Origin of the sequence: Youhaiella tibetensis, from assembly GCF_008000755.1 — a bacterium.
Lineage (GTDB): Bacteria > Pseudomonadota > Alphaproteobacteria > Rhizobiales > Devosiaceae > Paradevosia > Paradevosia tibetensis.
Window position 1 is genome coordinate 1908869 of sequence record NZ_CP041690.1, and the last position, 24400, is coordinate 1933268.

Here is a 24400-nt window from a genome sequence, read left to right on the forward strand (position 1 = left end):
TTTCCCTTTTTCTATTCCAAATCGCGTCGGTAAGCGTTATCTAGAACGCCATGACCACCACGCCTGACGCCCCAATCGACCTTGTTGCCTTCAGTGGCAACGCCCACCGCCCGTCGCGCTCGCGCGCCCTGACCGAATTGATCTCGAATCGCATCGGACAGCAGGTCAGGGCCCGTATCCGCCAATTCGATATCGTCGACGCCAATCCGGGACTGGGCGCGGCTCTCTCGCGCGAACAATTATCTCCCGAGGCGCTGGCTATCGTCGAAGCCGTCGAGAACGCCGATGTGCTCGTCGTTTCCTCGCCGGTCTACAAGGGCTCTTACACGGGGCTGTTCAAGCATTTCTTCGATTTCGTCGATCCAACCGCCTTGATCGGTAAGCCCGTCGTCATTGCCGCCACTGGCGGCGGACCGCGGCATTCGCTGGTCGTCGAGCACCAGCTTCGCCCGCTGTTCGGGTTCTTCTCCGCACTCACTATTCCCACCTCGATCTACGCCGAGGACAAGAGCTTCGAGGACTTCCGCCAGGTCGATCCCGGCATCCTCGCACGCATCGACCTGGCCGCGAGCCAGACGGCGCTCATCGTCTCGGCCCAGCGCCAGAACCGATTGCCAAAGCCGTCGGAAACGCCCGAGGATCCAGAGTCGGGCGCCACCACCGATTGCATCGACACTGATCGCGAGTTCAACGACTGAAGCGAAATCCGCTCGGCCCCGTCCCTCCATCTGGACAGGCCGTGAAATTCGAGCGAGCGTTATCGTCCCGCATCTGTTGAGGAATCGCCACCCATGCGTTTCATCGCGCCTTTTGCGCTGGCCTTGCTGCTTGTCACGCCCGCCGTCGCCGAAGATTGCGCGCCCCTGGCCGAGCGGGTGATCCAGTTTCAGGATACGGCCACCAACCTGGTCAATCTCGTCCAGGCGCGTCCGGTGGATTGGAGGTCTGTCAATCCGCCGGCCGATAAGCGCCAGGATTATGCCAACCTGCGCAAGGCAACCGACGCAATGCTGCCAGCGCTTCAGCGGTTCGTGGCGACGGGCAAACCCGCCACCCAGGCCATCGAGGATTGCAAGCGCTATCGCGCGGGTCTGCCGGCAGGGCAGGTGGCGATACTTCGTTCCGCGCTCATTGCGTCAGATGCACTGGTTCCGCTGTTGGTGCGCTATCTCGTGGCCTACGACGCGGCCACGGGTGGGCCTGCGTCTATAGAAACTCGCTGACGATAGCCCGCAGTTGGTAGCCAGCTATCTGGACGTATCCCTCTCTGCGCTGAGCGAGGCCAATGCCAAGCGCACGTTCCCTTCGCTGCCTTGGAGCAATCGTTCCGCCGCAGCCAGGTCTGACGCTCCCGCGGCGATCAGGATGGCGGGCTTGACCTCGCCATCGGTCTTCCCGAGGGCTTCTCCGGCTACCGCGAGGTCTACCCCGGTAATCCGCCCGACGATGCGCTCGGCCCGGCGACGCAGCTTGTCGTTGTCGGCCTTGACGTTGACCATCATGCCGTCATGCACATGCCCTAGGCGCATGCACATAAGCGTAGAAAGCATGTTTAGCGCCGCCTTCTGGGCCGTGCCCGCGCCCATGCGGGTGGACCCCGATATGACTTCGCCGCCGGTCGCCAGCAACACCGGCACCTCGGCAGCCGCAAGCAACGGCGCACCTGCGTTCCCCGCAATGCCGATAGTTCCGGCGCCCTGGGCTCGAGCTGCCTTGAGTCCCGCGACGGTATACGGCGTGGTCCCGCTGGCGGAAGTCGCGATGATGCAATCCTCCGGCCCGACGCCGATTTTCGCGAGGTCGGCGAGCGCCTGGTCCTCGCTGTCTTCGTCAACGCCGGTTAGGTTCTGCGTGATCGCCGGCCCTCCGGCAAAGACCAAAACCAGCCGCTCACGCGGTATTCCATAGGTCCCCGGCAGTTCCAGGGCGTCACTTAGCGAGATCAGGGCGGGGCTTCCCGCTGCCAGGTAGATCAACCTGCCGCCCGACCGTACCCTGCCCACGGCGAGTTCTGCCGCCCGCGCCAGCGATGGTATGGCGGCGTTCACCGCCTCGATGGCTCGGCGCTGTCCGTCGAGCAGGGCCGCAAGCACCTCGGTATCCTGCCACGTGTCGATACCGACATAGCGATTGTCTATGGTCTCGGTCGCAGCGACATTTACAGCGGCGCTCATGCAAGTTTCCCTGAAGTCCAACCTGAAGGTCGTGCGGAACGCCGGCGCAGAAAGCTCGACCTTCACGCGAAGAAACGTGACGTTTCGAGGCTCCGCAAGGCAGCGAGCAACGCACCTCTCCCTGCTTGCATTAATGCCAATAAAATACCATTTGTCCAGTTGTCGCCCATTCCAACTGCCACCCACGCCGACCATTTGCGAATCGCATGTGCCGCGACAAGTTGTGAGTCAGAGTGGTCGAGACCACTTTTTCCTTGGTCAATGGTATTTTATTGGTATCATGAGGCAAAGCTCGAGTGAGCCAGGAGCATCAGGAGGAACAGTGAGCGGAGAGTCTGACAGCATTTTCGGCGCCAATCCGGTGGTACTGCCGCAGGGAGGACCGCTTTATCTGCAGCTCAAGCGCTGGATCGAAGATGCCATTCACCGCGGGGCGATCAAGGCCGGCGACGCACTACCTTCCGAGCGCGACCTGGCCCTGAAGGCTGACGTATCGCGCGTCACCGTCCGCAAGGCGGTCCAGCATCTGGTGCAGGAGGGTGTGCTCATCCAGCGCCACGGATCGGGGACCTTCGTGGCACCGCAAAGCCAGCGTGTGGAGCAGTCGCTCTCGCACCTGACGTCCTTCACCGAGGACATGGCGCGCCGAGGCATGTCCGTCCGCTCCGAATGGCTCGACAAGGGTATCTACGTGCCATCGCCGGAAGAAACCGTCGCCCTCGGCCTTTCCTCGGGCGATCTCGTTGCGCGTCTCGGCCGCTTGCGTCTTTCCAACGACGTTCCGATGGCCATCGAGCGCGCCGCGCTTTCCGCACGCATTCTGCCTGATCCGCAGTCCGTCCAGGCATCCCTTTACACCCAGCTCGACAAGAGTGGCTTTCGGCCAGTTCGCGCCATCCAACGCATTCGGGCCGCCAATCTGGGAGAAAAGGATGCAAAGCTGCTCGACGTCCCCGCCGGCTCTGCGAGCCTGAACATCGAGCGTATCTCTTACCTCGCTTCCGGCCGCGTCATAGAATTCACGCGTTCGATCTATCGGGGTGATACCTACGACTTCGTCGCCGAACTTCGGCTCGGCGAGACTTTACGCCAGACTGGAAACGCCAATGAATGAAAAGACCTACATGCGGCGCGAGATCGAGGAGATCCCGCAGGCCGTCGAACGCCTCCTTTCAGGGAGCCGCGAGAGCTTCATCGCCGCTGGCGCCGCCCTTCGGGAAAAGGATCCGTCAATGGTCGCTACCATTGCGCGTGGCTCTTCCGATCATGCCTCGGCGTTCCTGAAATACGCCATCGAACTGACGGCAGGACTTCCGGTCGCTTCGATCGGCCCCTCGGTCATGTCGATCTATGGCAAGGAGCTCAAGCTCCAGCGCGCCGCTGCCATCGCCATCTCACAGTCTGGCAAGAGCCCTGACATTGTGGCCATGGCCAAATCCGCTCACGAGAGCGGCGCCCTGACCATTGCCGTTACCAACACGGCCGGATCGCCGCTTACCGTCGCCTCCGACTTCACTATCGATCTCTTCTCCGGCACCGAAAAGAGCGTCGCGGCCACCAAGACCTTCGTGTCCTCCGTGATTGCCGGGTTGGGCGTGCTGGGGCACTGGGTGGACGACAAGGCCCTCCTTGCCTCGATCGACAGCCTGCCGGAAGTCTTCGCCAAGGCCATCGAATGCGACTGGAGCGCGTTCGCCGAGGCCCTGGGCGGGCACCAGTCGCTCTATGTGCTCGGGCGGGGTCCGTCCCTGGCAATCGCCAGCGAGGCCGCACTCAAATTCAAGGAAACCTGTGGCATTCACGCTGAAGCCTATAGCTCGGCCGAAGTGATGCACGGGCCGGTTCGCATCGTGGAAGAAGGCTACGCCATTCTTGCGCTCGCGGCTCGCGATGCGGCTGAAAAGTCGACCGCCGAGATGGCCCACAAGCTCGCCGGGCAGGGGGCGCTCTCGTACCTCACCTCGGACATCCCCGGTGCTGCAACCCGTCTGCCCTTCGCGGCCACCGGCCACCCGATCACCGATGCACTCTCGCTCATCGTTTCCTTCTACGGTTTCGTCGAGGCCCTGTCGCGCCGTCGCGGGTTCAACCCCGATGTCCCGCCCAACCTCAAGAAAGTGACGGAAACGATATGACCCGCACGGCTTTTCTCGGCGCCCGCATTTTTGACGGCGAAGAGTGGATCGACGGCGGCGCGCTGCTCGTCAACGATGGGGTCGTTGAAGGCGTGGTTGCGGCCGCCGACGTGCCGTTCGGCGTCGCCCGCCACGAACTCGATGGCGGCGTGCTGGTGCCCGGTTTCATCGACCTGCAGGTCAATGGCGGCGGCGGCGTACTGCTCAACGACGATCGTTCCCTTTCGGGCCTGCGCACGATCTGTGGCGCGCACTACCAGTTCGGCACCACTGCGCTGCTCCCCACCCTCATCACCGACACCCCCGAGATCACCGCCGAAACGGTTGAAGCGGGGAAGGCGGCACTTGCCGAACAGGTTCCAGGCTTCATCGGTCTGCACCTGGAGGGCCCCCACCTCTCTATCGCGCGCAAGGGCGCTCACGACCCGGCGCTGATCCGCCCGATGAACGAGGAGGATCTCGCCAACCTCGTCGCGGCGCGGCAGGCGCTGCCGCATCTTCTCTCCACGGTTGCGGCCGAAACGGTGACGCCCGAACAGATTGCCCGGCTTGCCGAAGCGGGCGTGGTCGTCAGCATCGGCCATTCGGATGCCTCCCTGGCCCAGGTGGCGGCTGCGGCCGAGGCCGGGGCGAGCATGGCGACGCACCTCTTCAATGCAATGAGCCAGATCGGGAATCGCGAGCCGGGAGTCGCCGGCGCAGTGCTGGCGCTGGGGAAGCTCAGCGCCGGTCTCATTGCCGATGGCATCCACGTCCATCCCGAGACCATCGGCATCGCGCTGCGCGCCAAGACCGGACCGGCAAACATCTTCCTCGTGACCGACGCCATGGCGCTGACCGGAAGTGAACTCCAGAGTTTTACGCTCAACGGTCGTGTCATCCACCGTGCCGACGGCGCACTGCGCCTCGAGGACGGTACGCTGGCAGGCGCCGATCTCACAATGATCGACGCCATCAAATACATGCGCGACGTCGTGGGCATCTCGCTCGAGGAAGCCCTGCGCATGGCTACGCTCTATCCCGCCAGGGCGATTGGCGCTGGCCATCGTCACGGTTTCCTGGGGCAGGGGGCCGTGGCGAGCTTCGTGCACCTCTCCGATGAACTTGGCGTCCGCTCGACCTGGATCGATGGGGCGAGCGTCTTCGTCGCGTGATCAAGAGCGCCGGGCCGTTTGCGGCCCGGCCTAGCCGCGCCCGATATAGGGCATGTTGGTCGCCATCACCGTCATGAACTGGACGTTCGTGTCGAGCGGCAGGTTCGCCATATAGACGATCGCATCAACGACATGCCTGACATCGAAGGTCGGCTCCGGCATGATCGTTCCATTGGCCTGTAGCACGCCCGACCCCATCGAGGCCGTCATGTCGCTGGCGGTGTTGCCGATATCGATCTGCCCGCAGGCGATGTTGAAAGCGCGACCATCCAGCGAGATCGCCTTGGTCAGTCCCGTGATCGCGTGCTTGGTGACGGTGTAGGGCGCTGCGCCCGGACGCGGTGCATAGGCCGAGATCGAGCCGTTGTTGACGATCCGCCCACCTTGCGGGTTCTGGTCCCGCATGGTCCTGAACGCTTCGCGTGCCACGAAGAACGCGCCGTTGAGATTGGTGTCGACCACATCGGTCCAGGTCGAGATGTCGGTGTCGCCGAACGACGCAGCCGGGCTGAAGCGCCCGGCATTGTTGAAGACGAAGTCGACTCGTCCGAACTGATCCCTGACGCGCGCGAAAAACCGATTCACGTCGCCGGGATCGGTCACGTCGCATGGTGCCGCTAGGGCCGCCCCCGCCTCCTGTTCGGCCGCGGCCAGCCTGTCCCGCCTTCGGCCACAAATCGCAACGCTGTAGCCCGCGCGCGAAAGCCCGATCGCACTGGCCAGGCCTATCCCTGAAGTTGCCCCCGTAACGACCGCTACCTTGCTGTCGCCGTTCATTCCTGATCCCCCTAAGGCCTGTATCGGACGCGTGAAACAACCATGGAACACGTGACCAAAATAGGGCCGCCGACATCGGCCAGCGGCTGCCCCGCCACAATCTAGCGGCCTGCAATGGGCCGTGTCAGCCCAGTCATTCGGGTGCTTCCGAGGTCTCGTTAACGCAGCGTTTAGGGCGGTTAATCAAGCGTTTCTAACGGTGTGCTGAATCTGCAACAACCACTCTCCAACCATGTTGCCGCTGCCCAAAAGTGGCTTTTCTGCGATTGCGCGGGCCCCGCCCATGCGTAGAGTGCGTATTGCGAATCCATGCATGGGATCGTTTGTCGGTCGCAACGCGACGGCAACACACTGCACCACAACAAGAGTGTGGTCGCGTTTCGACAAGCCGCCGGTTCTCCGGCACAAAAAATGACTGACTTTGGAGGTCAACAATGAAAATCAGGAGCCTTCTGCTAGGTTCTATCGCTGCGGCCGGCCTCGCATCGGGTGCTCAGGCAGCTGACCTGGGTGTTCTGACGTCGCTCGACGTTTGCGATTCCCTCGGCCTGTCGGGTCTGACGATCTCGTCCGACACCAACTGCCTGCAGATCACCGGCGAGATCAAGTACGAGTTCAACTGGGGCGACTACAAGGTCGGCACCGGTAACCGTCCTCTCGTCGTGACTCCGAATGACACTTTCGGTATTGCCGACAACGACGGCATCAACGATTGGTCGTCTAAGGTTGAAGCTTGGATCAAGTTCGTGGCCACTGCCGACAGCGACTTCGGTCCTGCGAAGGCCGTGATCAAGATCAAGGACGAGCAGTACACCAAGACCTTTGGTGGCGTTCAGTCGCTCGACGGTGACGATACCGGCGGCGCTGTCTTCGACGAAGCTTACGTCTCTGTTGGCGACTCGACCGTGATCATGGCCGGTAAGAAGGGCTCGATCATCAACAAGGGTGACGACGAGCCGTTCAACTTCCTCGGCCTCTTCAACTCGGAAAACGTTGACGTTGGCGTTGGTTACAATGACGGCCTCGCTGATGCCGATCAGATCAAGGACGGCGGTCACGTCATCCAGATCGTTTCGGACCTCGGCAACGGCGTTTCCGTTGGCGCCGGCCTTGAAGCTCTCAACCAGGCGGTTGTCGGCCAGGCCGGTACTGCGGTCGGTGTGATCAGCTATGCTGGTGACAACCTCACGGCTCACGCTACTGTTATGGCTGGCGGTATCCTCGATGGAACGGTCAATGCCTATGCGATCCACGCTGGCCTGACCGGTACCTTCGACAACTTCAAGATCCGTGGCGCCTTCGCCGCGAACCACGACGTTGCCAACGACCGTACCAACTGGGAAGGTCTTGCTTCGGCTCAGGCCACCTTCGACATGTTCACGCTTGCCGTCTCCGGCGAAGCTGCCAACGTGTGGAACGCTGCTGCGGGTGCCCAGCTTCCGAGCTACGGCATCGGCGCTTCGGCTGGATTCGCTGTCACCGACGGTATCACCATCAACATCGGTGGCCGCTACTTCGACAGCGACACCAACACCGCCGATACCGAGGGTTACCAGATCGCTGCTCAGCTCGTTGCAGCTGTCACCGAGACCCTCAAGCTGACCGGCGAAGTCGGTGTGTATGGCGAGAACCGCTATGCAAATCCGGGCACCTACGAGAACGTGTTCTACGGCGCTGCCGAAGTGGCATGGGCTCCGGGTGGCGATTTCACCACCTCCCTCAAGGGCCAGGCTTTCTCGGACGGCGGCTACAAGGCCACCTTCAAGGCTGCCAAGACCTTCCAGTAAGCGTTTCGCTTCTGCTGAAAACGGAAAGGCCCGGCTCTGCCGGGCCTTTCTGCTTTTGTGGCCGTTGCGTCACGGATAGCGGTGATCCTGTTGGTCGGGACCGGGCCTGTCGGTTTGCCGGTTCCAATCGGGCGATTCGCAGATTAGCTTCCGGCCCTGAAACAACGAGCCTTTGGAGACTAGTATGCGGCGGACCGGATCTCGCGTCTTGATGGCGCTCTTGCTTGCAAGCACCGCCGGCACAGTCCTGGGCGACCAGGCCTGGGCGCAGGATGTCACGGTGCCTTCCACTTCTGCCGGGTCGATCGTTACGCTGCCGGCCGCGAAGGTAGCTGACTTCTGGTTGACGGGCGAAGTGAAGTCCGGTGGGCAAGGACCTGAATTCCATGGTTTTGTGCCCGACGATGCAACCCTGAAGAGGCTCGCGGGCCTGGCCGGTGCCAACGCCACCAGTTTGACGGTGGCCGAAGGCTCCCCCGCCGCGTTCAGCGACGGGCTCGATTTCGCTATCGAGGCGCTTGGCCACCTCTCGCAAGGCCGTATCGCGCTTCGCAGCAACGTCCTCACCATTAAGGGTACCGCCAGGTCCAAGGCAGATCAGGCAGCGCTTGATGTGTTGACGAAGGCCGGTGCTCCCGCAGGTGTGGTGCTGGCCCTGACTGAGATCGCTCCGGCCGCAGACGAGGGGCAGGACGCAACGAGTTCCGAGACTGACGAATCTGCCCCTGCAACGGCAGGCGCCGCTGCGGCCGCGACGACTGAAACGACCACCGCTGAGCCGGCCGCTGCTGCTGCGGTTCCTGACGGTGACACCGATGCAGAAGCAGCCGAGGCGCCCCCTGCAAGCACGGAGGCTGCGCCCGCCGCCGCGGATGCAGCAGCGGCCGCTGAGCCCACGTCCGAGACCGCAGAGTCTGAAATGGACACCGCTGCGCCCGAGACGGCGACAGAGACGCCTCCAGCGAGCGAGACGGCTGCTCCGGTTGAACCTGCCGAAACGACGGCCCCCGTAGAACAAGCCCAGCAGTCCACACCCGCGGTCGATCCGGCCTACGCGTTCTCCGCCACTCGACAGGCGGGCGGGCCCGTCAGTCTGGAAGGCGCCGTGCCGGCCGATGCGGCGGCGCGCTATTTCGGGGTCGTCGCTGGAGGCGCTTCGACGTCGGGGCTAACTGTGGCGCAAGGCGCCCCGGACTCGTTCATCATGAGCGCCGTCGCGGGCCTGCGTGGTCTCACGAAGCTCGAGAATGGCTCGTTGTCCTTCAAGGACGGCAAGTGGACTCTGACTGGCAAGGCGGCGAGCGAGGAGGCCTTGGCGTCTGCTAAAGCGGAACTCTCCGCGGCTCCCGAAGCGGGTTGGACTGTGGACCTGGTTGGTCCGTCGGCAACCGAAATCTGTCGCACCAAAGTTGCCGAGTTCTCCCAGACCCATACCATCCTTTTCCAGTCCGGCAGCGCCAGGATGACTGACGAGTCTCGCAGCGCGATCAAGGACCTGGCGTCGATCCTGGGAACATGCCCGGATACCACCGTGCATGTCGAAGGTCACACCGATAGCGATGGCGACGAGCGCGCGAACCTCGCCCTCTCCGTCGCACGTGCGGAGGCGGTGACAGCCGCGCTGGTGGAAGAAGGCGTCAGCGACACCCGGCTTTATGCCATCGGCTATGGCGAGACGATGCCGATTGCCAGCAACGATACGCCGCAAGGCAAGCAGCAGAACCGACGCATCGTCTTCTCGGTGCTCGATGAGCACAAGTAGGAGTGCGCTCGATGATCGCCTGGCTTGGGGATTTCGTCGGCACGTTCTGGCCCTATCTCCTGGTGGCCCTCGCCCTCGGGCTCGTCACTGGCTGGCTGCGCGCCGGTCGCGAGGCGAGGGACCAATGATGGATCAGGTGATTGCGCTCTCGCTCGCCTTGCTCGTCGTCTTTCTTGTCGGTTGCCTCGCCGGCTACGGGTTGCGTCGCCTCATGCCGTCGAACCGGCGAGCGGAGATGCCCGTCGTCGAAGCCGCGCCCTTTATTGTCGAAACGGCGATGCCGTCGCAGCCCCGTCCTGCCAATGTTTCATTGCCGATTACTCAGCCCGACGATGCGAGCCAGGTTCGGGTGCTACCGTTCGCTCTGGCCCAGCCGCGCGGCGGGAAGGCAGACAATCTCAAGCAGATCAATGGTATCGGCGCCAAGCTTGAATCAAGACTTCACGAGGCTGGCATTTTCCACTTCGATCAGCTTGCCGGTTTGACCAAGAAGACGGCCGACGAGTTGGATGCGCATCTGAGCCTCGCCGGGCGCGTGCAACGCGAAGAGTGGATCAAGCAGGCAAAGCAGCTCGCAAAGCGGCCAGCGCGTTCGACGCGTAAGCCCGCCTAGGCGGCGATCCGACCCGCCATCGGCAGTTTCTCGACAAACTCGACGATCGCGCCCACCTCGTCGGGGTGGTTGAGCAGGGCCGGGGATCCCTCGGCGCTGATAACCAGGGCCGGCGCTTCCGGCCGCCGCCGCGTCATCGCCTCGAAGGTCTCCCGGCGCAACTGATCGGTCAACTGGCTGCGGAACAGCATAATAGGGACGTGCGCCAGGGCGTCGAATAGCGGCCACTGCGCAACGAGCACGTCATCGGCCTCAAAGTTTTCGAGCATCTTGGCTAGATGAGGATCGAACAACCCCTGCGCCCGGCCGCGTCGGTCGATGTAGTGCGTGCGCATCGCGAGCGCATCCAATTGGGTGTCGACCGTTCCGGGGTAGTCGTTGGCGAGCACCTGGCGCATGCCGGTTCGTACGGCTTCGCCGCGCCACCCGGCGATGTGCTCGAGGTTGATGCGCAGCCGCACTAGTCCGCGAGAGTCGCTGAGAGGTCCGGAGTCAACAAGAACGGCGCCTGCGACAAGGTTCGGCCTCTGGGCGGCCACCGTCATGGCGACCTGGCCGCCATACCCTTGCCCGAGCCATACGGCCCTTTCGATGCCGAGGGCATCCGCCAGTTCGGTCAGGTCTGCTGCGTCGCGCGGGGAGGCATAAAGTGACTTGTCCTGCCGGTCGCTCGAGCGGCCACGGCCGAAGAGATCGACCAGGACAATGGGCCAGGTCTCGCCGGCCAGGCGGCCGAAGTACCGCACGAAGTCAGTGAAGTCCGTCATGTTCCGGTTGTAGCCGGGGACGCAGATCACCGGTGTGCGCCGCCCACCCAGTCGACCGGCGATGTGAACGGCCATCTGGTCACCGCCCGAGCCGATCGTGATGGATCGAACGGGCAGGGCGCCGAAAGGTGGATGATCTACGGGGTACTTCCGAGACTTGACCATGCAAGCGTCTTAGCAGACGCTTGCATGCAGGCAATGGGCTTGGTGTCCGTCAGCCCGGAATCTTGCGGAGGGCGTCCATGATCGTCATGCCGTCATCGCCCAGCCGCGTACGGTAGACCAGGTAGTTGCCCAACACGCGCTGCACATATTTGCGCGTCTCCTGGAACGGGATCAGTTCTACCCAGACGACAGGGTCAACGCGATCCGAACGCGGGTCGCCATAGGCCGCAATCCACTTGTTGGCGTTGCCCGCCCCGGCATTGTAGGCAGCCGCGGCCAGCACCAGCGAACCGTTATACTTGCTGAGCTGCGCCGCCAGGTATGTGGAGCCGAGCAGGGCGTTGTAGGCGCCGTCGGTGACGAGGCGATTGGCCGAGTAGTCGACACCAACCTTGGCAGCCGTTTCCTTGGCGGTCCCGGGCATCAGTTGCATCAGCCCGCGAGCGCCGGCGCTCGAAACCGCGTCGACCTGGAAACGGCTTTCCTGGCGGGTAATCGCATAGACGGCGGCCTTGTCGATTGCCGCCAGCGCGGCGTTCTGGGGCAGTCCGTCCTTGGGAAAGCTGAAAAGATCCATCGGAGCGCCGCGCATCTCGGCGGTCTCCGCGATGCTGATCGCCACCTGGTGGGCGCCGATCGATTGGGCGAGGCGGGCGGCCAGTACCATCTCGCCGGTATCGGTCAGCCGACCGGCGAAGGTACGCATCAGGGGCAGCGCCATGGCCTGTTGGCCATTGGCGGCCAGTAGACGGATCGCCTGAACCGGCTCGCGGGAGTCGAAGATCGACTGGCTGTGCTGCCAGGCGGGCATTCCCCGGATTTCGGCACCCTTGAGCCCGAGCTCGGCGCGAGCCAGCAGGCCGTAATAGACCGTGCCGTACTTGGCCGCGGCCTCCAGAGCCGACTTGGCGCCAGCATTGTCGCCCAGTTGGCGCAAGGTGCGGGCAAGCCAGTAATTGGCCTGGCTGACCGAGTCCGGCAGGGTAGAGAGCCCGCGCATTTTCTCGAAATGCGCCTTTGCTGAACTGGGATCGTTGAGGAAGGAAGCCGCGATCCAGCCCGCATGAAAGCGCGCTTCGACCAGGCGGCCCTCCGGGCCCTCGCGATAGGTGTCCGCTGCCTTGTAGGCGAGCTTGGCGTTGCCGTTCGCCAGGAGCTCGCGGATCAGCGCCCGGCGCTCGTACCACCACTCGGCGGCGTCGGGCAGGTCGCCCTTGGCCTTGTTCAGCCAATCGAGTGCGCTCTCGTAGAGGTCCGCCTGCCGGGCCCGTTGCGCGCGCGAGTAGATAAAGACGGGATTGCTCTGGTAGGCCGGATCGACGGCATCGAGCAGCGCCTTGGCGTTCTTGGCTTTTCGCGAGACGGCGATACGGGCCACGGCCAGCGACTTCTGGCCCGAAGACAGATAGGGGAGCAGGCGTTCGACGCCCGCGGCGCGGTCGTTCATCATCAGGTGGATGGCGCGCGCCCAGTGGGCATCACGGTCGAGCAGGGCACCGAGCTTGGCCTTGACCTGCTCCTCGGTAGCCTGGTCGAGGTAGTTGTCGACCCAGATCGAGCGGGCGATACGGGCCGCGCGATCTTTCTGGCCGTCCTGCAGATAGGCGACGGCAAGCGCAATCTGCGCCGGAATTGTGTTGGGCATGGCCCCGCCGAGCAGGCGGATGACGTCCGGGCCGGCGGCATTGGCCTTGACCAGGGACTGCTCAAGCCGGGTGCGATAGAGGGCCGCGGTCGCATAGTCGGGCGCATCGGCCGTGAAGCGGGCGATCGACTCGTAGTCGATGTCAGGGCCGCCGTAGTAAATCGAAGCCCATTGGATCGTGCGGCGTTCGACCGGGTTGTCCATGCCGCGCGCCGCTGCATAGGCGTCGGCGTACTTGCCGGCCTTTACCAGATCCAGCGTGCGTCTGAACGTCGCCGACCCCTGCGGCAGAGCCGCTACCGTCTGCGCCGGATTGATCGCTGCCGTCGTCGTGTTGTCGATCCCGTCATTCGCATTGGCGGGAAGCGGGGCGGTGCCGGCCTGCAGAAACATCGTTGCTGCGAGCAGGCCAGCAACAAGGCGAACTCGCCCCTGTTGCACTTTGAGCATGGTACCGTCCTGTTGGTCCTCGATACAAAACCCAACAAGGTGCCCCCATCCTTGCGGTTAACCCAACGTTACCCAGCGATGGTGAACATTTGGTTGCCTCAAGACCTTGTGCCGGTGTGCGCCGATTGCCCTGACAGTCAACTTGTCGCGACGCACAACAAAAAGTATGGTGCCCAACTCTGAACGCCGCCATACGAGCGGCACCATCACACCAAGCCACGGCGCAACTGTGGCAGAACACCAAGGAATACTCGCAAAATGCTGAGAGGATCGATCACGGCGCTCATCACCCCCTTTGCCAATGGGGCGGTCGATGAGAAAGCCTTCTCGGCATTTGTGGATTGGCAGATTACCGAGGGCTCGCACGGCCTGGTTCCCGTAGGGACCACCGGTGAAAGCCCGACGGTCAGCCACGAAGAGCATCGCCGCATTATCGAGATCTGCGTCGAGGTCACCAACAAGCGCGTTCCGGTCGTTGCCGGCGCCGGTGCCAATTCGACCGCCGAAGCGGTGGCGCTCGCGCGTTATGCCGAAGATGTCGGCGCCGACGCGGTGCTCTCGGTCGTGCCCTATTACAATAAGCCCAACCAGGAAGGGCTCTTCCAGCACTTCTCGGCGGTCGCCCGTGCCACTGCGCTCCCGATCATCCTCTACTCGGTTCCTGGCCGCACCGTGGTCGACCTGACGGTCGACACCATCGCGCGCCTACGGGAGGCGCATGACAACATCATCGGCGTCAAGGACGCGACGGCCGACATGGGGCGCGCTACCGCCCAGCGTGCCAAGCTCGGCGCCGATTTCATCCTGCTCTCCGGCGAGGACATGACGGCTCTCGGCTTTAACGCCCATGGCGGCACCGGCTGCATCTCGGTGACGTCCAACATCGCGCCCAAGCTTTGCGCCGAGTTCCAGAATGCCTGCCAGCAGGGCAACTATGCCCGGGCGCTCGAACTGCAGGACAAGCTTGCGCCGCTGCACCGCACGCTCTTCCTCGAACCCAATCCGACCGGCGTCAAATATGCCGCCAAGCGCCTGGGCCTCGCCGAGAACGAACTGCGCCTGCCGCTCGTGCCGGTCACCCCCGCCACCCAGGAAGCCATCGATGGCGCCCTGGCCCATGCGGGGCTGATCTAAGGCGCGCCCATGGCCCCCAAGAAGGAAGGCAAGGGCCTCATCAGCCACGGGCAGGTCGCCGAGAACCGCCGCGCGCGTTTCGACTACGAAATCGTCGATACGCTCGAGGCGGGCATCGTCCTGACCGGGACCGAGGTCAAATCGCTGCGTTCGGGGCATGCCCAGATCACGGAGAGCTACGCCTCTCCGGAGCGCGGTGAGCTGTGGCTGATCAATGCCCATATTCCCGAGTATCTGCAGGCCAACCGCTTCAACCACGAGGAGCGGCGCCCGCGCAAACTGCTCGTGTCCAAAAAGCAGCTCGCTCATCTTTCCCAGGAGGTTGAGCGCGCCGGCAACACCATCGTGCCGCTAAAGCTCTATTTCAACGACCACGGCAAGGCCAAGGTGCTGATTGGGCTGGGCAAGGGCAAGAAGTCCTACGACAAGCGCGAGACCGAGAAGAATCGGGACTGGAACCGGGAAAAATCGCGGATCATGAAAGAGGGCGGGCGGGGCTAGTCAGCCTCTGACGAAGGCCGCCGCCCGGCCGATTACATCCTCGAACATCTCCGGCGTCAGGACGCCGGTATTCGTGTTGTAACGCGAGCAATGGTAGCTGTCGAAGAGCCGCCGGCCGCTGGACAACTCGTGCTCGGTGCCATGCGCGAACGGAAAGGCCGCGCGTCGTTCATGCAGCGTCGTCAGCAGCGTGTCATGCGCGATCCGGCCCAAGGCAACATAGGCGACGCTGGTTTCGTAGTGATCGAGCGTTGCCGAGAGGAACCGCCGGCAATTGGCGATCTCGGGGCCGGTCGGCTTGTTCTGCGGCGGAACGCAACGCACTCCGTTGACGATCAGCACCTGTTCGAGCCTGAGGCTGTCATCGGCACGCGCTTCGAATTCCCCGCTCGCAAGGCCGACCTTCTTCAAGGTGGCGTAGAGCAGGTCACCGGCATAGTCGCCCGTGAAAGGCCGTCCGGTCTTGTTGGCGCCCTTGAGGCCCGGGGCCAGCCCGACGATGATCAGCCGCGGGCGCTCGTCGCCCCAGTTCGGCACCGGCGCGTTGAAGAAATCAGGGTAAAGCGCCCGGTTCGCATGCCGGAATTCGGCGAGGCGCGGGCAGAGCTGGCAATCGTGCGGGGGATTGGTTTCAGGCAATCGATGGTCTCGGAATCACTCCGAGTCATCCTCGACAACAGGAGGAGTCCGGTCAACCGGCGTGCGCCCGACCGTCTTGGCGAGTTCGGCGACATCGAGGAAGAAGTCCGCCTGGCGGCGCAGGTCGTCCGAAATCATCGGGGTCGAGGTGGTTAGAGTAGAGGCCACGGTGACGCGCTTGCCCTTGCGCTGGAGCGCGGCAACCAGCGCGGTGAAGTCGCCATCGCCCGAGAACAACACCATGTGATCGTAGTGGGCGGACATTTCGAGCGCGTCGACCGTCAGCTCGATATCCATGTTTCCCTTGATCTTGCGGCGCCCGGTGGCGTCGGTGAATTCCTTGGCCGGCTTGGTGACGACTGTGAAGCCATTATAGTCCAACCAGTCGATCAGGGGGCGGATGGAGGAGTATTCTTGGTCCTCGATAAGTGCGGTATAGTAGTAGGCGCGCAGGAGATAGGCTTTACTCTGGAACTCCTTGAGCAGTCGGCGATAGTCAATATCCACGCCAATTGCCTTGGAAGTGGCGTAGAGGTTTGCGCCGTCTATGAAGAGAACTATCTTTTCGCGCGGATCGAGGGACATGGGCATTCTCCTGACCGGGTCGGCCGGCCTCTCAGGCTGCCCAGCATATAACTTGCGCCTGCGCGCCTATGAGTGAATAGCGTGGATTTATCATCGACGCTTTGATTACGATAGCGCTCATCGCATCACCAATATGGCTTTCCAAAGGCAATTATTGTTGGCTTGAAACGTCAACAATTCCCCGTCCCATACTGTTCCCATACTAAGACGCGGAATTCCATCAACAAAAAGGGACTAGTCCTTGGGCGCGCCAATTTGTGGACAGCGGAGAGGGTTCGAACCGCTGGGCGCCGATGCGCCCATGCCGCTTGTCATAGCCGGCGCGCTCGTGTAAGAGCGGCGTTCATCCCACAACTCCCTGGAGACGTCAGTGGCCCGCGTCACAGTTGAAGACTGCATCGAAAAGATCGAGAACCGCTTCGATCTGGTGCTCATGGCGGCTCATCGCGCTCGCATGATTTCGTCCGGTTCCCAGATCACGGTGGACCGCGACAACGACAAGAACCCGGTCGTCGCCCTGCGCGAGATCGGCGATGGCGCGATTTCGCCCGAGGATCTGCGCGAAGACCTGATCCATTCCATGCAGAAGTACGTCGAAGTCGACGAACCCGAAATGCATGCTGCCCCTCTGATCGAGAGCGGCAACGACGACGACAACATGACCTTCGACACCATGAGCGAAGACGAATTGCTGCGCGGCATCGAGAGCCTGGCGCCGCCGGAGCGTCGCGACGATTGATCGCTTCGCGACTCTGACTATATGGAAGGCGTCGAACGTTCGTTCGGCGCCTTTTTCATTTAACGAATTGATCGCTAAGATCATGCCGCAAGGAGTGCGGCACCAGCCATGATGCGTCAATACGAGCTTGTCGAACGGGTTCAGGCCTACAACCCCAATACCGACGAGTCGCTGCTCAACAAGGCTTACGTTTACGCCATGCAGAAGCATGGTTCGCAAAAACGCGCATCCGGCGATCCGTATTTCGCTCATCCTCTCGAGGTCGCGGCCATCCTGACCGACCTCAAGCTGGATGATGCCACCATTGCCGTGGGCCTCCTCCACGACACCATCGAGGATACCGACGCCACCCGGTCCGAGATCGACCAGCTTTTCGGCTCGGAGATCGGCGCGATCGTTGATGGCCTCACCAAGATCGAACGGCTCAACCTGGTCTCGCGCGAGGAGGCGCAGGCCGAGAACCTGCGCAAGCTCCTGCTGGCGATCTCCGAGGACGTGCGCGTGCTCCTCGTCAAGCTCGCCGATCGCCTGCACAACATGCGCACGCTCGAATACATGCCCGCCGAAAAGCGGACGCGCATTGCCCAGGAGACGCTCGACATCTATGCGCCGCTGGCCGGGCGCATGGGTATGCAGGGCATTCGCTCCGAACTCGAGGATCTTTCCTTCAAGGTTCTTCAGCCCGAGCAGTACGAGGCCATCACCAGCCGCCTGCGCGAGATGCAGGCCGACCATCACGACACCATCGAGCGGATCACGAGCGAACTGAGCGACGAGCTCAAGGCCGAGGGCATCGATGCCAAGGTCAGCGCCCGGGTTAAGTCGCCATTCTCGATCTTCAACAAGATCGAACGCAAGTCGATCGCGCTCGAGCAGCTCTCGGACATGATCGGCTTCCGGGTGATCGTCGAGAGCGTTGAGGATTGCTACCGTACGCTCGGCATCGTCCACACCAACTGGAAAGTCGTGCCGGGTCGATTCAAGGACTACATTTCGGTCCCCAAGCACAACGACTACCGCTCCATCCACACCACCATCGTCGGACCGGGCCGCCAGCGCGTCGAGCTGCAGATTCGTACGATGGCCATGCACCAGGTCGCCGAACTCGGCATCGCCGCTCACGCGCTTTACAAGGATGGCGCCTCTGCAGACCTGTCGCGGCTCGAAAAGGAGAGCAGGGCCTTCGTCTGGCTGCGCCAGACCATCCAGCACCTGACGGCCGGCAATACCGGCGAGGATTTCCTCGAATACACCAAGCTCGAGCTCTTCCAGGACCAGGTGTTCTGCTTCACCCCGCGCGGGCGCCTCATCGCCCTGCCGCGGGGCGCCACGCCCATCGACTTCGCCTACGCCCTCCACACCGAGATCGGTGACACCTGCGTGGGGGCCAAGATCAACGGCGCCATCATGCCACTGGTGACCCAGCTGCGCTCGGGCGACGAAGTGGAGATCATCCGCGACCAGAACCACCTGCCGCCTTCCAATTGGGAGGGCATCGCCGCCACCGGCAAGGCCCGCGCCGCCATCCGCCGCGCCGTGCGCCTGGCAGCCCAGCAGCGCGCCTTTGCGCTGGGCGAGCACGTGCTCAAGATGCTGCTAGAACGCGAAAGCGTTGCGGCTGACGACGCCGAGATGAAGGCAGTCGCTGAGGCGATCGGCCATCCTTCCAAGCGCGAACTGCTCATCGCCGTCGGTGAGGGGAAGGTCTCGACCGAAGTCATTGCCGACGAAATCGCCAAGGTCAAAGGCTTCCGTCGCCACCGCAGCCGGCGCATAGACCTGCCGGTCGCCGACAAGGCCGATGGCTGGTTCGCGCTCCGGCACACCAACCTCCTGCGCTTCCGCGTTCCGGGCTCTACCTCGCGCGGACCCAGGGCCGCCGAAGCGCTCGAGGAGCTCAACTTCAATACCCCCGTCGAACTCTCCGCCGAAGGCGTGGTTCCCGGCGACCGCCTGGTCGGCATCCTCGAGCCTAGACAGCCGATCAAGGTCTATCCCATCCATTCGGATGCCCTTGCCGACCTCTACGATTCCGATGTCGCCTGGATCGACGTGCGCTGGGACGTCGTCGGCAGCCAGGAGCGGGAGTACAAGGTCGTCATCTCGATGGAATCGATCAACAAGCCCGGCTCGCTCGCCCAGGTCTCCTCGGCCATCGCGACCTGCGACGCCAATATCAACAACCTGGTCATGCGCATGATCTCGCCCGATTTCCACCAATTGGTGTTCGAAATCGAAGTGCGTAACCTGGCGCAATTGACGGATGTGCTGGCAACGCTCAAACGTAGCCCGGGACTGCACAACGTTCAGCGCGCGACGGTCGCCGAAGCCGGCACCATCGCCACGCTCGAATGGAACGGAAAAATCGAACAGGCGGAGCAAGCGTGACCACCGAAGAAGTACTGGCCATTTTCAAGGAATGCGGCGCGATCCTGGAGGGACACTTCATCCTCTCGTCGGGGCTGCGTTCGCCGGTCTTCCTCCAGAAGGCGCGCGTGTTCATGTACCCGGAAAAGTCCGCGATCCTGTGCAGCGCGCTTGCCGACAAGATTCGCGCCGAAGGGTTCGGTGACGTCTCCAAGGTCGTTTCGCCTGCCATCGGCGGGATCATCCCGGGCTACGAGACCGCCCGTCACCTCAAGCTGCCCGCGCTCTATACCGAGCGCGTCAACGGCGTGTTCGAGCTGCGCCGCGGCTTCGAGATCGAAAAGAACGAGAAAGTGATCGTGGTCGAGGACATCGTCTCGACCGGCCTCTCGATCCGCGAATGCATCGAGACGCTGCGCAATATCGGCGCCGATGTCGTGGCGGCCGCCTGCCTCATCGACCGGTCGGGCGGAGAAGCCGACGTCGGGGTGCCGCTGGTATCGCTGACCCGCTACAAGGTGCCGGCCTATCCGGCCGATGCGCTGCCGCCCGAACTGGCCGCCATTCCGGCGGTCAAGCCGGGGAGCAGGGGCCTGCAGTGATCATCGGGATCGGCAACGACCTGTGCGATATCCGTCGCGTCGAGAAGACTCTCGAGCGCTACGGCGAACGCTTCACGCAGCGTTGCTTCACCGAGATCGAGCGGCGCAAGTCGGACCGCCGCGCCCAGCGCGCGGCCTCCTACGCCAAGCGTTTCGCGGCCAAGGAGGCCTGCTCCAAGGCGCTGGGAACCGGTCTTAATTTCGGCGTTTATTGGCGCGACATGGGCGTCGTCAACCTGCCGTCCGGCAAGCCGACCATGAAACTGACCAACGGGGCCGCAAAAATACTGGCTTCCCTTGTGCCCAAGGGGCACGAGCCGCATATCCACCTGACCATCACCGACGACGGCGGAATGGCGCAGGCCTTCGTCATCATCGAAGCGCTGCCGGTTGACCAGACGGCGACGCTCCCGTAATCCCTGCCTTACCGAGGGGCAACAGATGAGCCAATCCATGTCGAATGCCGAAAAGAAGGCAGGCCGCAATGAGGTCCGCGATACCATCGTTGTGGTCATCGAGGCGCTGCTCATCGCGATCCTGTTCAGGACGTTCCTCTTCCAGCCCTTCTCGATCCCCACGGCATCGATGCAGAACACGCTCATGATTGGTGACTACTTCGTCGCCAACAAGTTCGTCTGGGGCTACGGGCCGTATTCGTTCCCGTTCCCGGTGCCGTTTAATGGCAGGATCATGGGGCGTGAGCCCAATCGCGGCGATATCGCGGTCTTCCACAACATCACCAACGAAGACTACATCAAGCGTGTGATCGGCCTGCCGGGCGACCGCATCCAGATGAAGGAAGGGCGCCTCTACATCAACGGCACGATGGTTGAGCGCGAGGAAATCGGCAAGGCGCAGGATACCGACAGCAACATGCAGACGGTGCCCGTCACGCTCTATCGCGAGACCCTGCCGAACGGGGTGACCCACGTCATCCAGGAAATCTCGGACGACCAGCCGCTCGACAACACCGCCGAGTACGTCGTTCCGGCCGGGCACTATTTCATGATGGGCGACAACCGCGACCGCTCCGCAGACAGCCGCGTCCTGAGCCAGGTCGGTTACGTCCCCTCCAGCGCCCTGATCGGCAAGGCCGAGGCCCGGTTCTTCTCGATCAAGGACAATATTCCGCCCTGGCAGATCTGGCAGTGGCCGGCCAACGTGCGGTGGGACCGCATGTTCCAGTCCGTCAACCAATGAGCATGAAGGTTCGGGGTCATCAAAAGCTGGAGGCCCGTCTGGGTTACCGCTTCGCTGACCCGGACCTGCTCGATCGTGCGCTGACCCATTCGAGTGCCGTCTCGCCGGGCAAGCGTATCGAGCGGTCCTACCAGCGCCTTGAATTCCTGGGCGACCGCGTGCTCGGGCTCGTTGTCGCGGACATGCTCTATCGCCGCCTCCCCAAGGCGAACGAGGGAGAGCTGTCGAGGACGCTCAATACGCTGGTTCGCAAGGAAACCTGCGCCGCCATCGCCCGCGAACTCGATCTCGGCCCCGAGCTCAACCTGGGCGAGAGCGAAGCGCGGACCGGTGGCGCCGAGAAGGAAGCGATCCTTGCCGACGTCGCCGAGGCCGTGATCGGCGCCATCTATTGCGACGGCGGGCTGGGCAAGGCCTTCGAATTCATCGAACGCATGTTCGGAGACCGGATTGGCGTGCTTCATGCCGACCGTGCAGACGCCAAGACGACGTTGCAGGAATGGGCCCAGGGCCGGGGATTGGAGCCGCCGACTTATGTCCTGGCGGCCCGGACCGGCCCCGACCACGCCCCCGAGTTCACCATTTCGGTGCAGGTGGGTAAGTTCGAACCGCTGACCGCCACTGGCGCCAGCAAGAAGATTGCCGAGCACAAGGCGGCCGAGAAATTCCTCGTGCGCGAGAAAGTCTGGAAGGAAACTCTTTGAACGACGACATCAATCAGCACTGCGGTTTCGTTGCCCTGGTGGGAGCCCCCAATGCCGGCAAGTCAACGCTGCTGAATTCTCTCGTCGGAACAAAGGTTTCGATCGTCACGCACAAGGCGCAGACCACGCGCGCCCAGATTCGGGGCGTGGTGACCGAAGGCGACACCCAGATCGTCTTCATGGACACTCCCGGCATTTTCGCGCCCAAGCGTCGGCTCGACAAGGCCATGGTCCAGGCGGCCTGGTCCGGTGCCGGCGACGCCGACGTGGTGGCGTTTATCGTCGATGCCATCAAGGGGATAACGCCCGAACTTGAATCTCTGATGGAAGGCCTCACCAACGTGCGGCACCCCAAGGTGCTCGTGTTGAATAAGGTCGACGCGGTCAGACCCGAAAGCCTGCTCGAGCTCTCCGCCAAGCTCAACGAATCGATAAAATTTGAATCAACTTTCATGATCTCCGCGCTCAAGGGGAGCGGCGTGGCCGATTTCCTGGACTGGTGTATCAAGCATATGCCGCTCGGCCCCTGGCACTTCCCCGAGGACCAGCTGACCGACCTGACGCTGGCGATAACCGCGGCCGAAGTGACGCGCGAAAAGCTCTTCCTGCGCATCCACGACGAGATCCCCTACAACGCCACCGTCGAGACCGAACGCTTCCAGATCGAGAAGGACGGTTCCTATCGCATCGACCAGGTCGTCTACGTCACGCGCGACACCCACAAGAAGATCGTGCTGGGCGCCGGCGGGCAGACCATCAAGGCGATCGGCGCCGAGGCGCGCAAGGAACTGATGGAGATCTTCGAGGTGCCGGTGCACCTCTTCCTCTTCGTCAAGGTGCGCGAGAAATGGGGCGACGACCCCGAACGCTACCGGGAGATGGGCCTGGAATTCCCCCACGGGAAGCCCTGAGGCCAGCCGCTACCTTGCAGTAGACCTCCCGGCGCCCTCTATTCCTCCTGGAGCAGGAAGTTCGTGGTCTCCTCGCGCAGCGTTCGTTGGAATGCAGCGCGCGCCGGGTGGGGCTCCGGAATGTTCGGGGGCGGCTCGTCCATGAAGGTGAAGTGGCCCGCATTCTCGACGATGCGGACGTCGACGCAGGTGCGCTGGCCCACTGCTGCGACGAGCAAGTCGGCCTGCGCCGGAGGCGCGATGGTGTCGGCTTCGCCAACCCAGGCCTGGAGGGGCGCGGCGACGCCGTCCAGCGCGCCAGGCCCACGAAAGAAGTCAGTCGGCGGGGCCAGGAGGACCAGGCGGTCGAACTGACGCTCGGCGCGGAACGCAACCGGCTCCCCCGCCATGGTCTGCGCCGTGGCTCCCGCCAGCACGAGCAGGCAGACCGTACCGAGCGAATGCCCCATGCCGGCAACTCCGAGCTCCGGGGGACAGTAGCGAGCGGCTACAGAAGCGAGCCGATGGGTGCGCTCCAGAAGTTCGGCGCCGCTTGGCACGGGCGAGGCGACAGGCCCCAGATGCGGCGCTGCCACATGGATCCCCTGATCGGCCAGATGCCGCAGCAGCTCCATGTGGCGCGCCGGATTGCCCCCGCGTCCAGCGGCAAAGACGAGGGCGCCCCTGGGGGATGGAGGCTTCAGAAGCGTGACTTCGAAAGGTCCGCCCGGGCTGGGGGCCGGGCAGGTGACGGTTTCAATCTGCACGTCTTCGTCCTCCAACGTCGCCGTGAGGGAAATAGCGCGCCAAAATGCTTCGTGCCCCGGCTATTCTGATGGGATCACGGAGTGGCGTTGCGGGCCTCGCGGACATATGTTGCAGCCCGAAGCGGGAGTAGACGCATCTTGGAATGGACTGGCGAAGGGCTGTTGATCGGCGTGCGGCGGCACGGGGAGACCAGCGTCATCGCCGAGGCCATGGTACTGGGGAAGGGGCGCTACCTGGGGCTGGTGAGGGGCGGGCGCTCGCGCAAGCAGGCGGCGACCCTCCAGCCGGGCAACAGCGTGCAACTGGTCTGGCGCGCGCGCATCGAGGACCATCTCGGGACCTTCGCGGTCGAACTGCTGCAGGCGCGCGCCGCCGGATTGATCGTTGACCGCACGCGACTCTATGCCAGCCAGCTCCTGACAGAACATTTGCGGCTCCTGCCGGAGCGCGATCCCCATGACCGGCTGCTGATGGAGACGGTGAGGCTGCTGGATTCGCCGGCCGACGGCATGGCACTGGCGCGGTTCGAACTCCTGCTGCTCGAGGAACTCGGGTTCGGCCTCGACCTGTCGAGCTGCGCGGTGACGGGTTCGAGCGAGGACCTGACCCACGTTTCGCCCCGCTCCGGCCGGGCGGTGAGCCGGGAGGCCGCCGAGCCCTACAAGGACAGGCTGCTGCGCCTGCCGGCGTTTCTGCTGGGGCAGGGACCGGCAACCCCGCAGGAGGTTGCCGACGCCTTCGCGCTGACCGGATACTTCCTGGACATGCACGTCTGGCACGCCCGCCAGATCGACCCGCCGCCCATGCGCGAGACGCTGATCGAAATTCTCACGCGCTGAACC

25 protein-coding genes are annotated in these 24400 nt (G+C 63.3%); 18 read left to right on the forward strand and 7 right to left on the reverse strand.

The genetic code is table 11. The features are described 5' to 3' along the window. Window positions 1–50: 50 nt before the first annotated feature. Window positions 51–698 carry an FMN reductase gene (gene msuE, locus FNA67_RS09155; protein ID WP_147655827.1) on the forward strand — a complete coding sequence of 216 codons (648 nt, stop codon included), beginning with the start codon at window positions 51–53 and terminating at the stop codon, window positions 696–698. Between the two features lie 93 nt (window positions 699–791). Beyond that, window positions 792–1223, forward strand: coding sequence for a hypothetical protein (locus FNA67_RS09160; protein ID WP_147655828.1), 432 nt, complete (start codon window positions 792–794; stop codon window positions 1221–1223). Window positions 1224–1247: 24 nt separating this feature from the next. Here the strand turns inward: FNA67_RS09160 and FNA67_RS09165 are convergent, their stop codons facing one another. After that, window positions 1248–2174, reverse strand: a complete 927-nt coding sequence (locus FNA67_RS09165) for an N-acetylmuramic acid 6-phosphate etherase (protein WP_147655829.1) — start codon at window positions 2172–2174, stop codon at window positions 1248–1250. A 322-nt stretch (window positions 2175–2496) separates the two neighbouring features. Between FNA67_RS09165 and FNA67_RS09170 the strand changes: the two genes are divergently transcribed. The 3 genes from FNA67_RS09170 to nagA are packed head-to-tail and all read left to right on the forward strand — an operon-like array spanning window position 2497 to window position 5463. Continuing rightward, the gene (locus FNA67_RS09170; RefSeq protein ID WP_244616570.1) at window positions 2497–3288 is read left to right on the forward strand and encodes a GntR family transcriptional regulator; all 792 of its coding nucleotides are present in this window, start codon (window positions 2497–2499) and stop codon (window positions 3286–3288) included. Further along, window positions 3281–4309: an SIS domain-containing protein gene (locus FNA67_RS09175; protein ID WP_147655831.1), complete on the forward strand. Its 1029-nt coding sequence runs from the start codon at window positions 3281–3283 to the stop codon at window positions 4307–4309. Before FNA67_RS09170 ends, FNA67_RS09175 begins: the two co-directional genes overlap by 8 nt. Further along, the gene (gene nagA / locus FNA67_RS09180; protein ID WP_147655832.1) at window positions 4306–5463 is read left to right on the forward strand and encodes an N-acetylglucosamine-6-phosphate deacetylase; all 1158 of its coding nucleotides are present in this window, start codon (window positions 4306–4308) and stop codon (window positions 5461–5463) included. Before FNA67_RS09175 ends, nagA begins: the two co-directional genes overlap by 4 nt. A gap of 30 nt (window positions 5464–5493) precedes the next feature. Here the strand turns inward: nagA and FNA67_RS09185 are convergent, their stop codons facing one another. Continuing rightward, the gene (locus FNA67_RS09185) at window positions 5494–6240 is read right to left on the reverse strand and encodes an SDR family oxidoreductase (RefSeq protein ID WP_147655833.1); all 747 of its coding nucleotides are present in this window, start codon (window positions 6238–6240) and stop codon (window positions 5494–5496) included. Window positions 6241–6674: 434 nt separating this feature from the next. Between FNA67_RS09185 and FNA67_RS09190 the strand changes: the two genes are divergently transcribed. The 3 genes from FNA67_RS09190 to FNA67_RS09200 all read left to right on the forward strand — a co-directional run bounded on the left by FNA67_RS09190 (window position 6675) and on the right by FNA67_RS09200 (window position 10402). After that, window positions 6675–8027: a porin family protein gene (locus tag FNA67_RS09190; RefSeq protein ID WP_049704900.1), complete on the forward strand. Its 1353-nt coding sequence runs from the start codon at window positions 6675–6677 to the stop codon at window positions 8025–8027. Between the two features lie 211 nt (window positions 8028–8238). Then, entirely contained in the window at window positions 8239–9789 is a 1551-nt protein-coding gene (locus FNA67_RS09195) for an OmpA family protein (protein ID WP_170267264.1), read from the forward strand. A gap of 124 nt (window positions 9790–9913) precedes the next feature. Further along, complete coding sequence (locus tag FNA67_RS09200; protein ID WP_147655835.1) at window positions 9914–10402, forward strand: hypothetical protein; 489 nt, start codon at window positions 9914–9916, stop codon at window positions 10400–10402. On the opposite strand, the gene FNA67_RS09205 is transcribed toward FNA67_RS09200, so the two are convergent. Next, a complete protein-coding gene (locus FNA67_RS09205; RefSeq protein WP_170267265.1) occupies window positions 10399–11244 on the reverse strand; it encodes an alpha/beta fold hydrolase in 846 nt (281 codons plus the stop codon). The two genes, FNA67_RS09200 and FNA67_RS09205, sit on opposite strands and share 4 nt — an antisense overlap. Before the next feature lie 139 nt (window positions 11245–11383). Next, window positions 11384–13429, reverse strand: coding sequence for a lytic transglycosylase domain-containing protein (locus FNA67_RS09210; RefSeq protein ID WP_147655837.1), 2046 nt, complete (start codon window positions 13427–13429; stop codon window positions 11384–11386). A gap of 258 nt (window positions 13430–13687) precedes the next feature. Between FNA67_RS09210 and dapA the strand changes: the two genes are divergently transcribed. Together dapA and smpB are read left to right on the forward strand one after the other, a co-directional pair. Continuing rightward, window positions 13688–14563, forward strand: coding sequence for a 4-hydroxy-tetrahydrodipicolinate synthase (gene dapA, locus FNA67_RS09215; protein WP_049704905.1), 876 nt, complete (start codon window positions 13688–13690; stop codon window positions 14561–14563). Window positions 14564–14572: 9 nt separating this feature from the next. Continuing rightward, on the forward strand, window positions 14573–15064 hold the full coding sequence (smpB, locus tag FNA67_RS09220; RefSeq protein ID WP_049704906.1) for an SsrA-binding protein SmpB: 492 nt from the start codon (window positions 14573–14575) through the stop codon (window positions 15062–15064). Here the strand turns inward: smpB and FNA67_RS09225 are convergent, their stop codons facing one another. Continuing rightward, window positions 15065–15703 (reverse strand): uracil-DNA glycosylase, encoded by a 639-nt coding sequence (locus tag FNA67_RS09225; RefSeq protein WP_147655838.1) that lies wholly within the window; start codon window positions 15701–15703, stop codon window positions 15065–15067. It abuts the gene before it with no gap. Between the two features lie 15 nt (window positions 15704–15718). Next, window positions 15719–16288: a LabA-like NYN domain-containing protein gene (locus FNA67_RS09230; RefSeq protein ID WP_147655839.1), complete on the reverse strand. Its 570-nt coding sequence runs from the start codon at window positions 16286–16288 to the stop codon at window positions 15719–15721. A 370-nt stretch (window positions 16289–16658) separates the two neighbouring features. On the opposite strand from FNA67_RS09230, the gene rpoZ reads away from it, so the two are divergent. The 7 genes from rpoZ to era all read left to right on the forward strand — a co-directional run bounded on the left by rpoZ (window position 16659) and on the right by era (window position 22811). Continuing rightward, the gene (gene rpoZ, locus FNA67_RS09235; protein WP_049704909.1) at window positions 16659–17027 is read left to right on the forward strand and encodes a DNA-directed RNA polymerase subunit omega; all 369 of its coding nucleotides are present in this window, start codon (window positions 16659–16661) and stop codon (window positions 17025–17027) included. A 108-nt stretch (window positions 17028–17135) separates the two neighbouring features. Further along, window positions 17136–19415, forward strand: coding sequence for a RelA/SpoT family protein (locus tag FNA67_RS09240; RefSeq protein WP_147655840.1), 2280 nt, complete (start codon window positions 17136–17138; stop codon window positions 19413–19415). Then, the gene (gene pyrE, locus FNA67_RS09245; protein WP_049704911.1) at window positions 19412–19996 is read left to right on the forward strand and encodes an orotate phosphoribosyltransferase; all 585 of its coding nucleotides are present in this window, start codon (window positions 19412–19414) and stop codon (window positions 19994–19996) included. The genes FNA67_RS09240 and pyrE overlap by 4 nt, the downstream gene beginning before the upstream one ends. Next, complete coding sequence (acpS, locus tag FNA67_RS09250; protein ID WP_049704912.1) at window positions 19993–20412, forward strand: holo-ACP synthase; 420 nt, start codon at window positions 19993–19995, stop codon at window positions 20410–20412. The genes pyrE and acpS overlap by 4 nt, the downstream gene beginning before the upstream one ends. A gap of 25 nt (window positions 20413–20437) precedes the next feature. Further along, the gene (lepB, locus tag FNA67_RS09255; RefSeq protein ID WP_244616572.1) at window positions 20438–21196 is read left to right on the forward strand and encodes a signal peptidase I; all 759 of its coding nucleotides are present in this window, start codon (window positions 20438–20440) and stop codon (window positions 21194–21196) included. Continuing rightward, window positions 21193–21900: a ribonuclease III gene (gene rnc, locus FNA67_RS09260; RefSeq protein WP_049704914.1), complete on the forward strand. Its 708-nt coding sequence runs from the start codon at window positions 21193–21195 to the stop codon at window positions 21898–21900. Before lepB ends, rnc begins: the two co-directional genes overlap by 4 nt. Further along, complete coding sequence (gene era, locus FNA67_RS09265; protein ID WP_147655841.1) at window positions 21897–22811, forward strand: GTPase Era; 915 nt, start codon at window positions 21897–21899, stop codon at window positions 22809–22811. Before rnc ends, era begins: the two co-directional genes overlap by 4 nt. Window positions 22812–22849: 38 nt before the next feature. Here era and FNA67_RS09270 read toward each other — a convergent pair whose 3' ends face one another. Beyond that, window positions 22850–23557, reverse strand: coding sequence for an alpha/beta hydrolase (locus FNA67_RS09270; protein WP_147655842.1), 708 nt, complete (start codon window positions 23555–23557; stop codon window positions 22850–22852). A gap of 138 nt (window positions 23558–23695) precedes the next feature. Here FNA67_RS09270 and recO point away from each other — a divergent pair, with 138 nt between their 5' ends. Beyond that, window positions 23696–24397 carry a DNA repair protein RecO gene (recO, locus tag FNA67_RS09275; protein ID WP_049704917.1) on the forward strand — a complete coding sequence of 234 codons (702 nt, stop codon included), beginning with the start codon at window positions 23696–23698 and terminating at the stop codon, window positions 24395–24397. The last annotated feature ends 3 nt before the right edge of the window (window positions 24398–24400 follow it).

Bases quoted from the DNA above. Each gene is read 5' to 3' on its own strand.
- msuE (WP_147655827.1), top strand. From the start codon at position 51: ATGACCACCACGCCTGACGCCCCAATCGACCTTGTTGCCTTCAGTGGC.
- FNA67_RS09160 (WP_147655828.1), top strand. From the start codon at position 792: ATGCGTTTCATCGCGCCTTTTGCGCTGGCCTTGCTGCTTGTCACGCCC.
- FNA67_RS09165 (WP_147655829.1), bottom strand. From the start codon at position 2,174: ATGAGCGCCGCTGTAAATGTCGCTGCGACCGAGACCATAGACAATCGC.
- FNA67_RS09175 (WP_147655831.1), top strand. From the start codon at position 3,281: ATGAATGAAAAGACCTACATGCGGCGCGAGATCGAGGAGATCCCGCAG.
- nagA (WP_147655832.1), top strand. From the start codon at position 4,306: ATGACCCGCACGGCTTTTCTCGGCGCCCGCATTTTTGACGGCGAAGAG.
- FNA67_RS09185 (WP_147655833.1), bottom strand. From the start codon at position 6,240: ATGAACGGCGACAGCAAGGTAGCGGTCGTTACGGGGGCAACTTCAGGG.
- FNA67_RS09190 (WP_049704900.1), top strand. From the start codon at position 6,675: ATGAAAATCAGGAGCCTTCTGCTAGGTTCTATCGCTGCGGCCGGCCTC.
- FNA67_RS09195 (WP_170267264.1), top strand. From the start codon at position 8,239: ATGGCGCTCTTGCTTGCAAGCACCGCCGGCACAGTCCTGGGCGACCAG.
- FNA67_RS09200 (WP_147655835.1), top strand. From the start codon at position 9,914: ATGATGGATCAGGTGATTGCGCTCTCGCTCGCCTTGCTCGTCGTCTTT.
- FNA67_RS09205 (WP_170267265.1), bottom strand. From the start codon at position 11,244: ATGGCCGTTCACATCGCCGGTCGACTGGGTGGGCGGCGCACACCGGTG.
- FNA67_RS09210 (WP_147655837.1), bottom strand. From the start codon at position 13,429: ATGCTCAAAGTGCAACAGGGGCGAGTTCGCCTTGTTGCTGGCCTGCTC.
- dapA (WP_049704905.1), top strand. From the start codon at position 13,688: ATGCTGAGAGGATCGATCACGGCGCTCATCACCCCCTTTGCCAATGGG.
- smpB (WP_049704906.1), top strand. From the start codon at position 14,573: ATGGCCCCCAAGAAGGAAGGCAAGGGCCTCATCAGCCACGGGCAGGTC.
- FNA67_RS09230 (WP_147655839.1), bottom strand. From the start codon at position 16,288: ATGTCCCTCGATCCGCGCGAAAAGATAGTTCTCTTCATAGACGGCGCA.
- FNA67_RS09240 (WP_147655840.1), top strand. From the start codon at position 17,136: ATGATGCGTCAATACGAGCTTGTCGAACGGGTTCAGGCCTACAACCCC.
- lepB (WP_244616572.1), top strand. From the start codon at position 20,438: ATGAGCCAATCCATGTCGAATGCCGAAAAGAAGGCAGGCCGCAATGAG.
- rnc (WP_049704914.1), top strand. From the start codon at position 21,193: ATGAGCATGAAGGTTCGGGGTCATCAAAAGCTGGAGGCCCGTCTGGGT.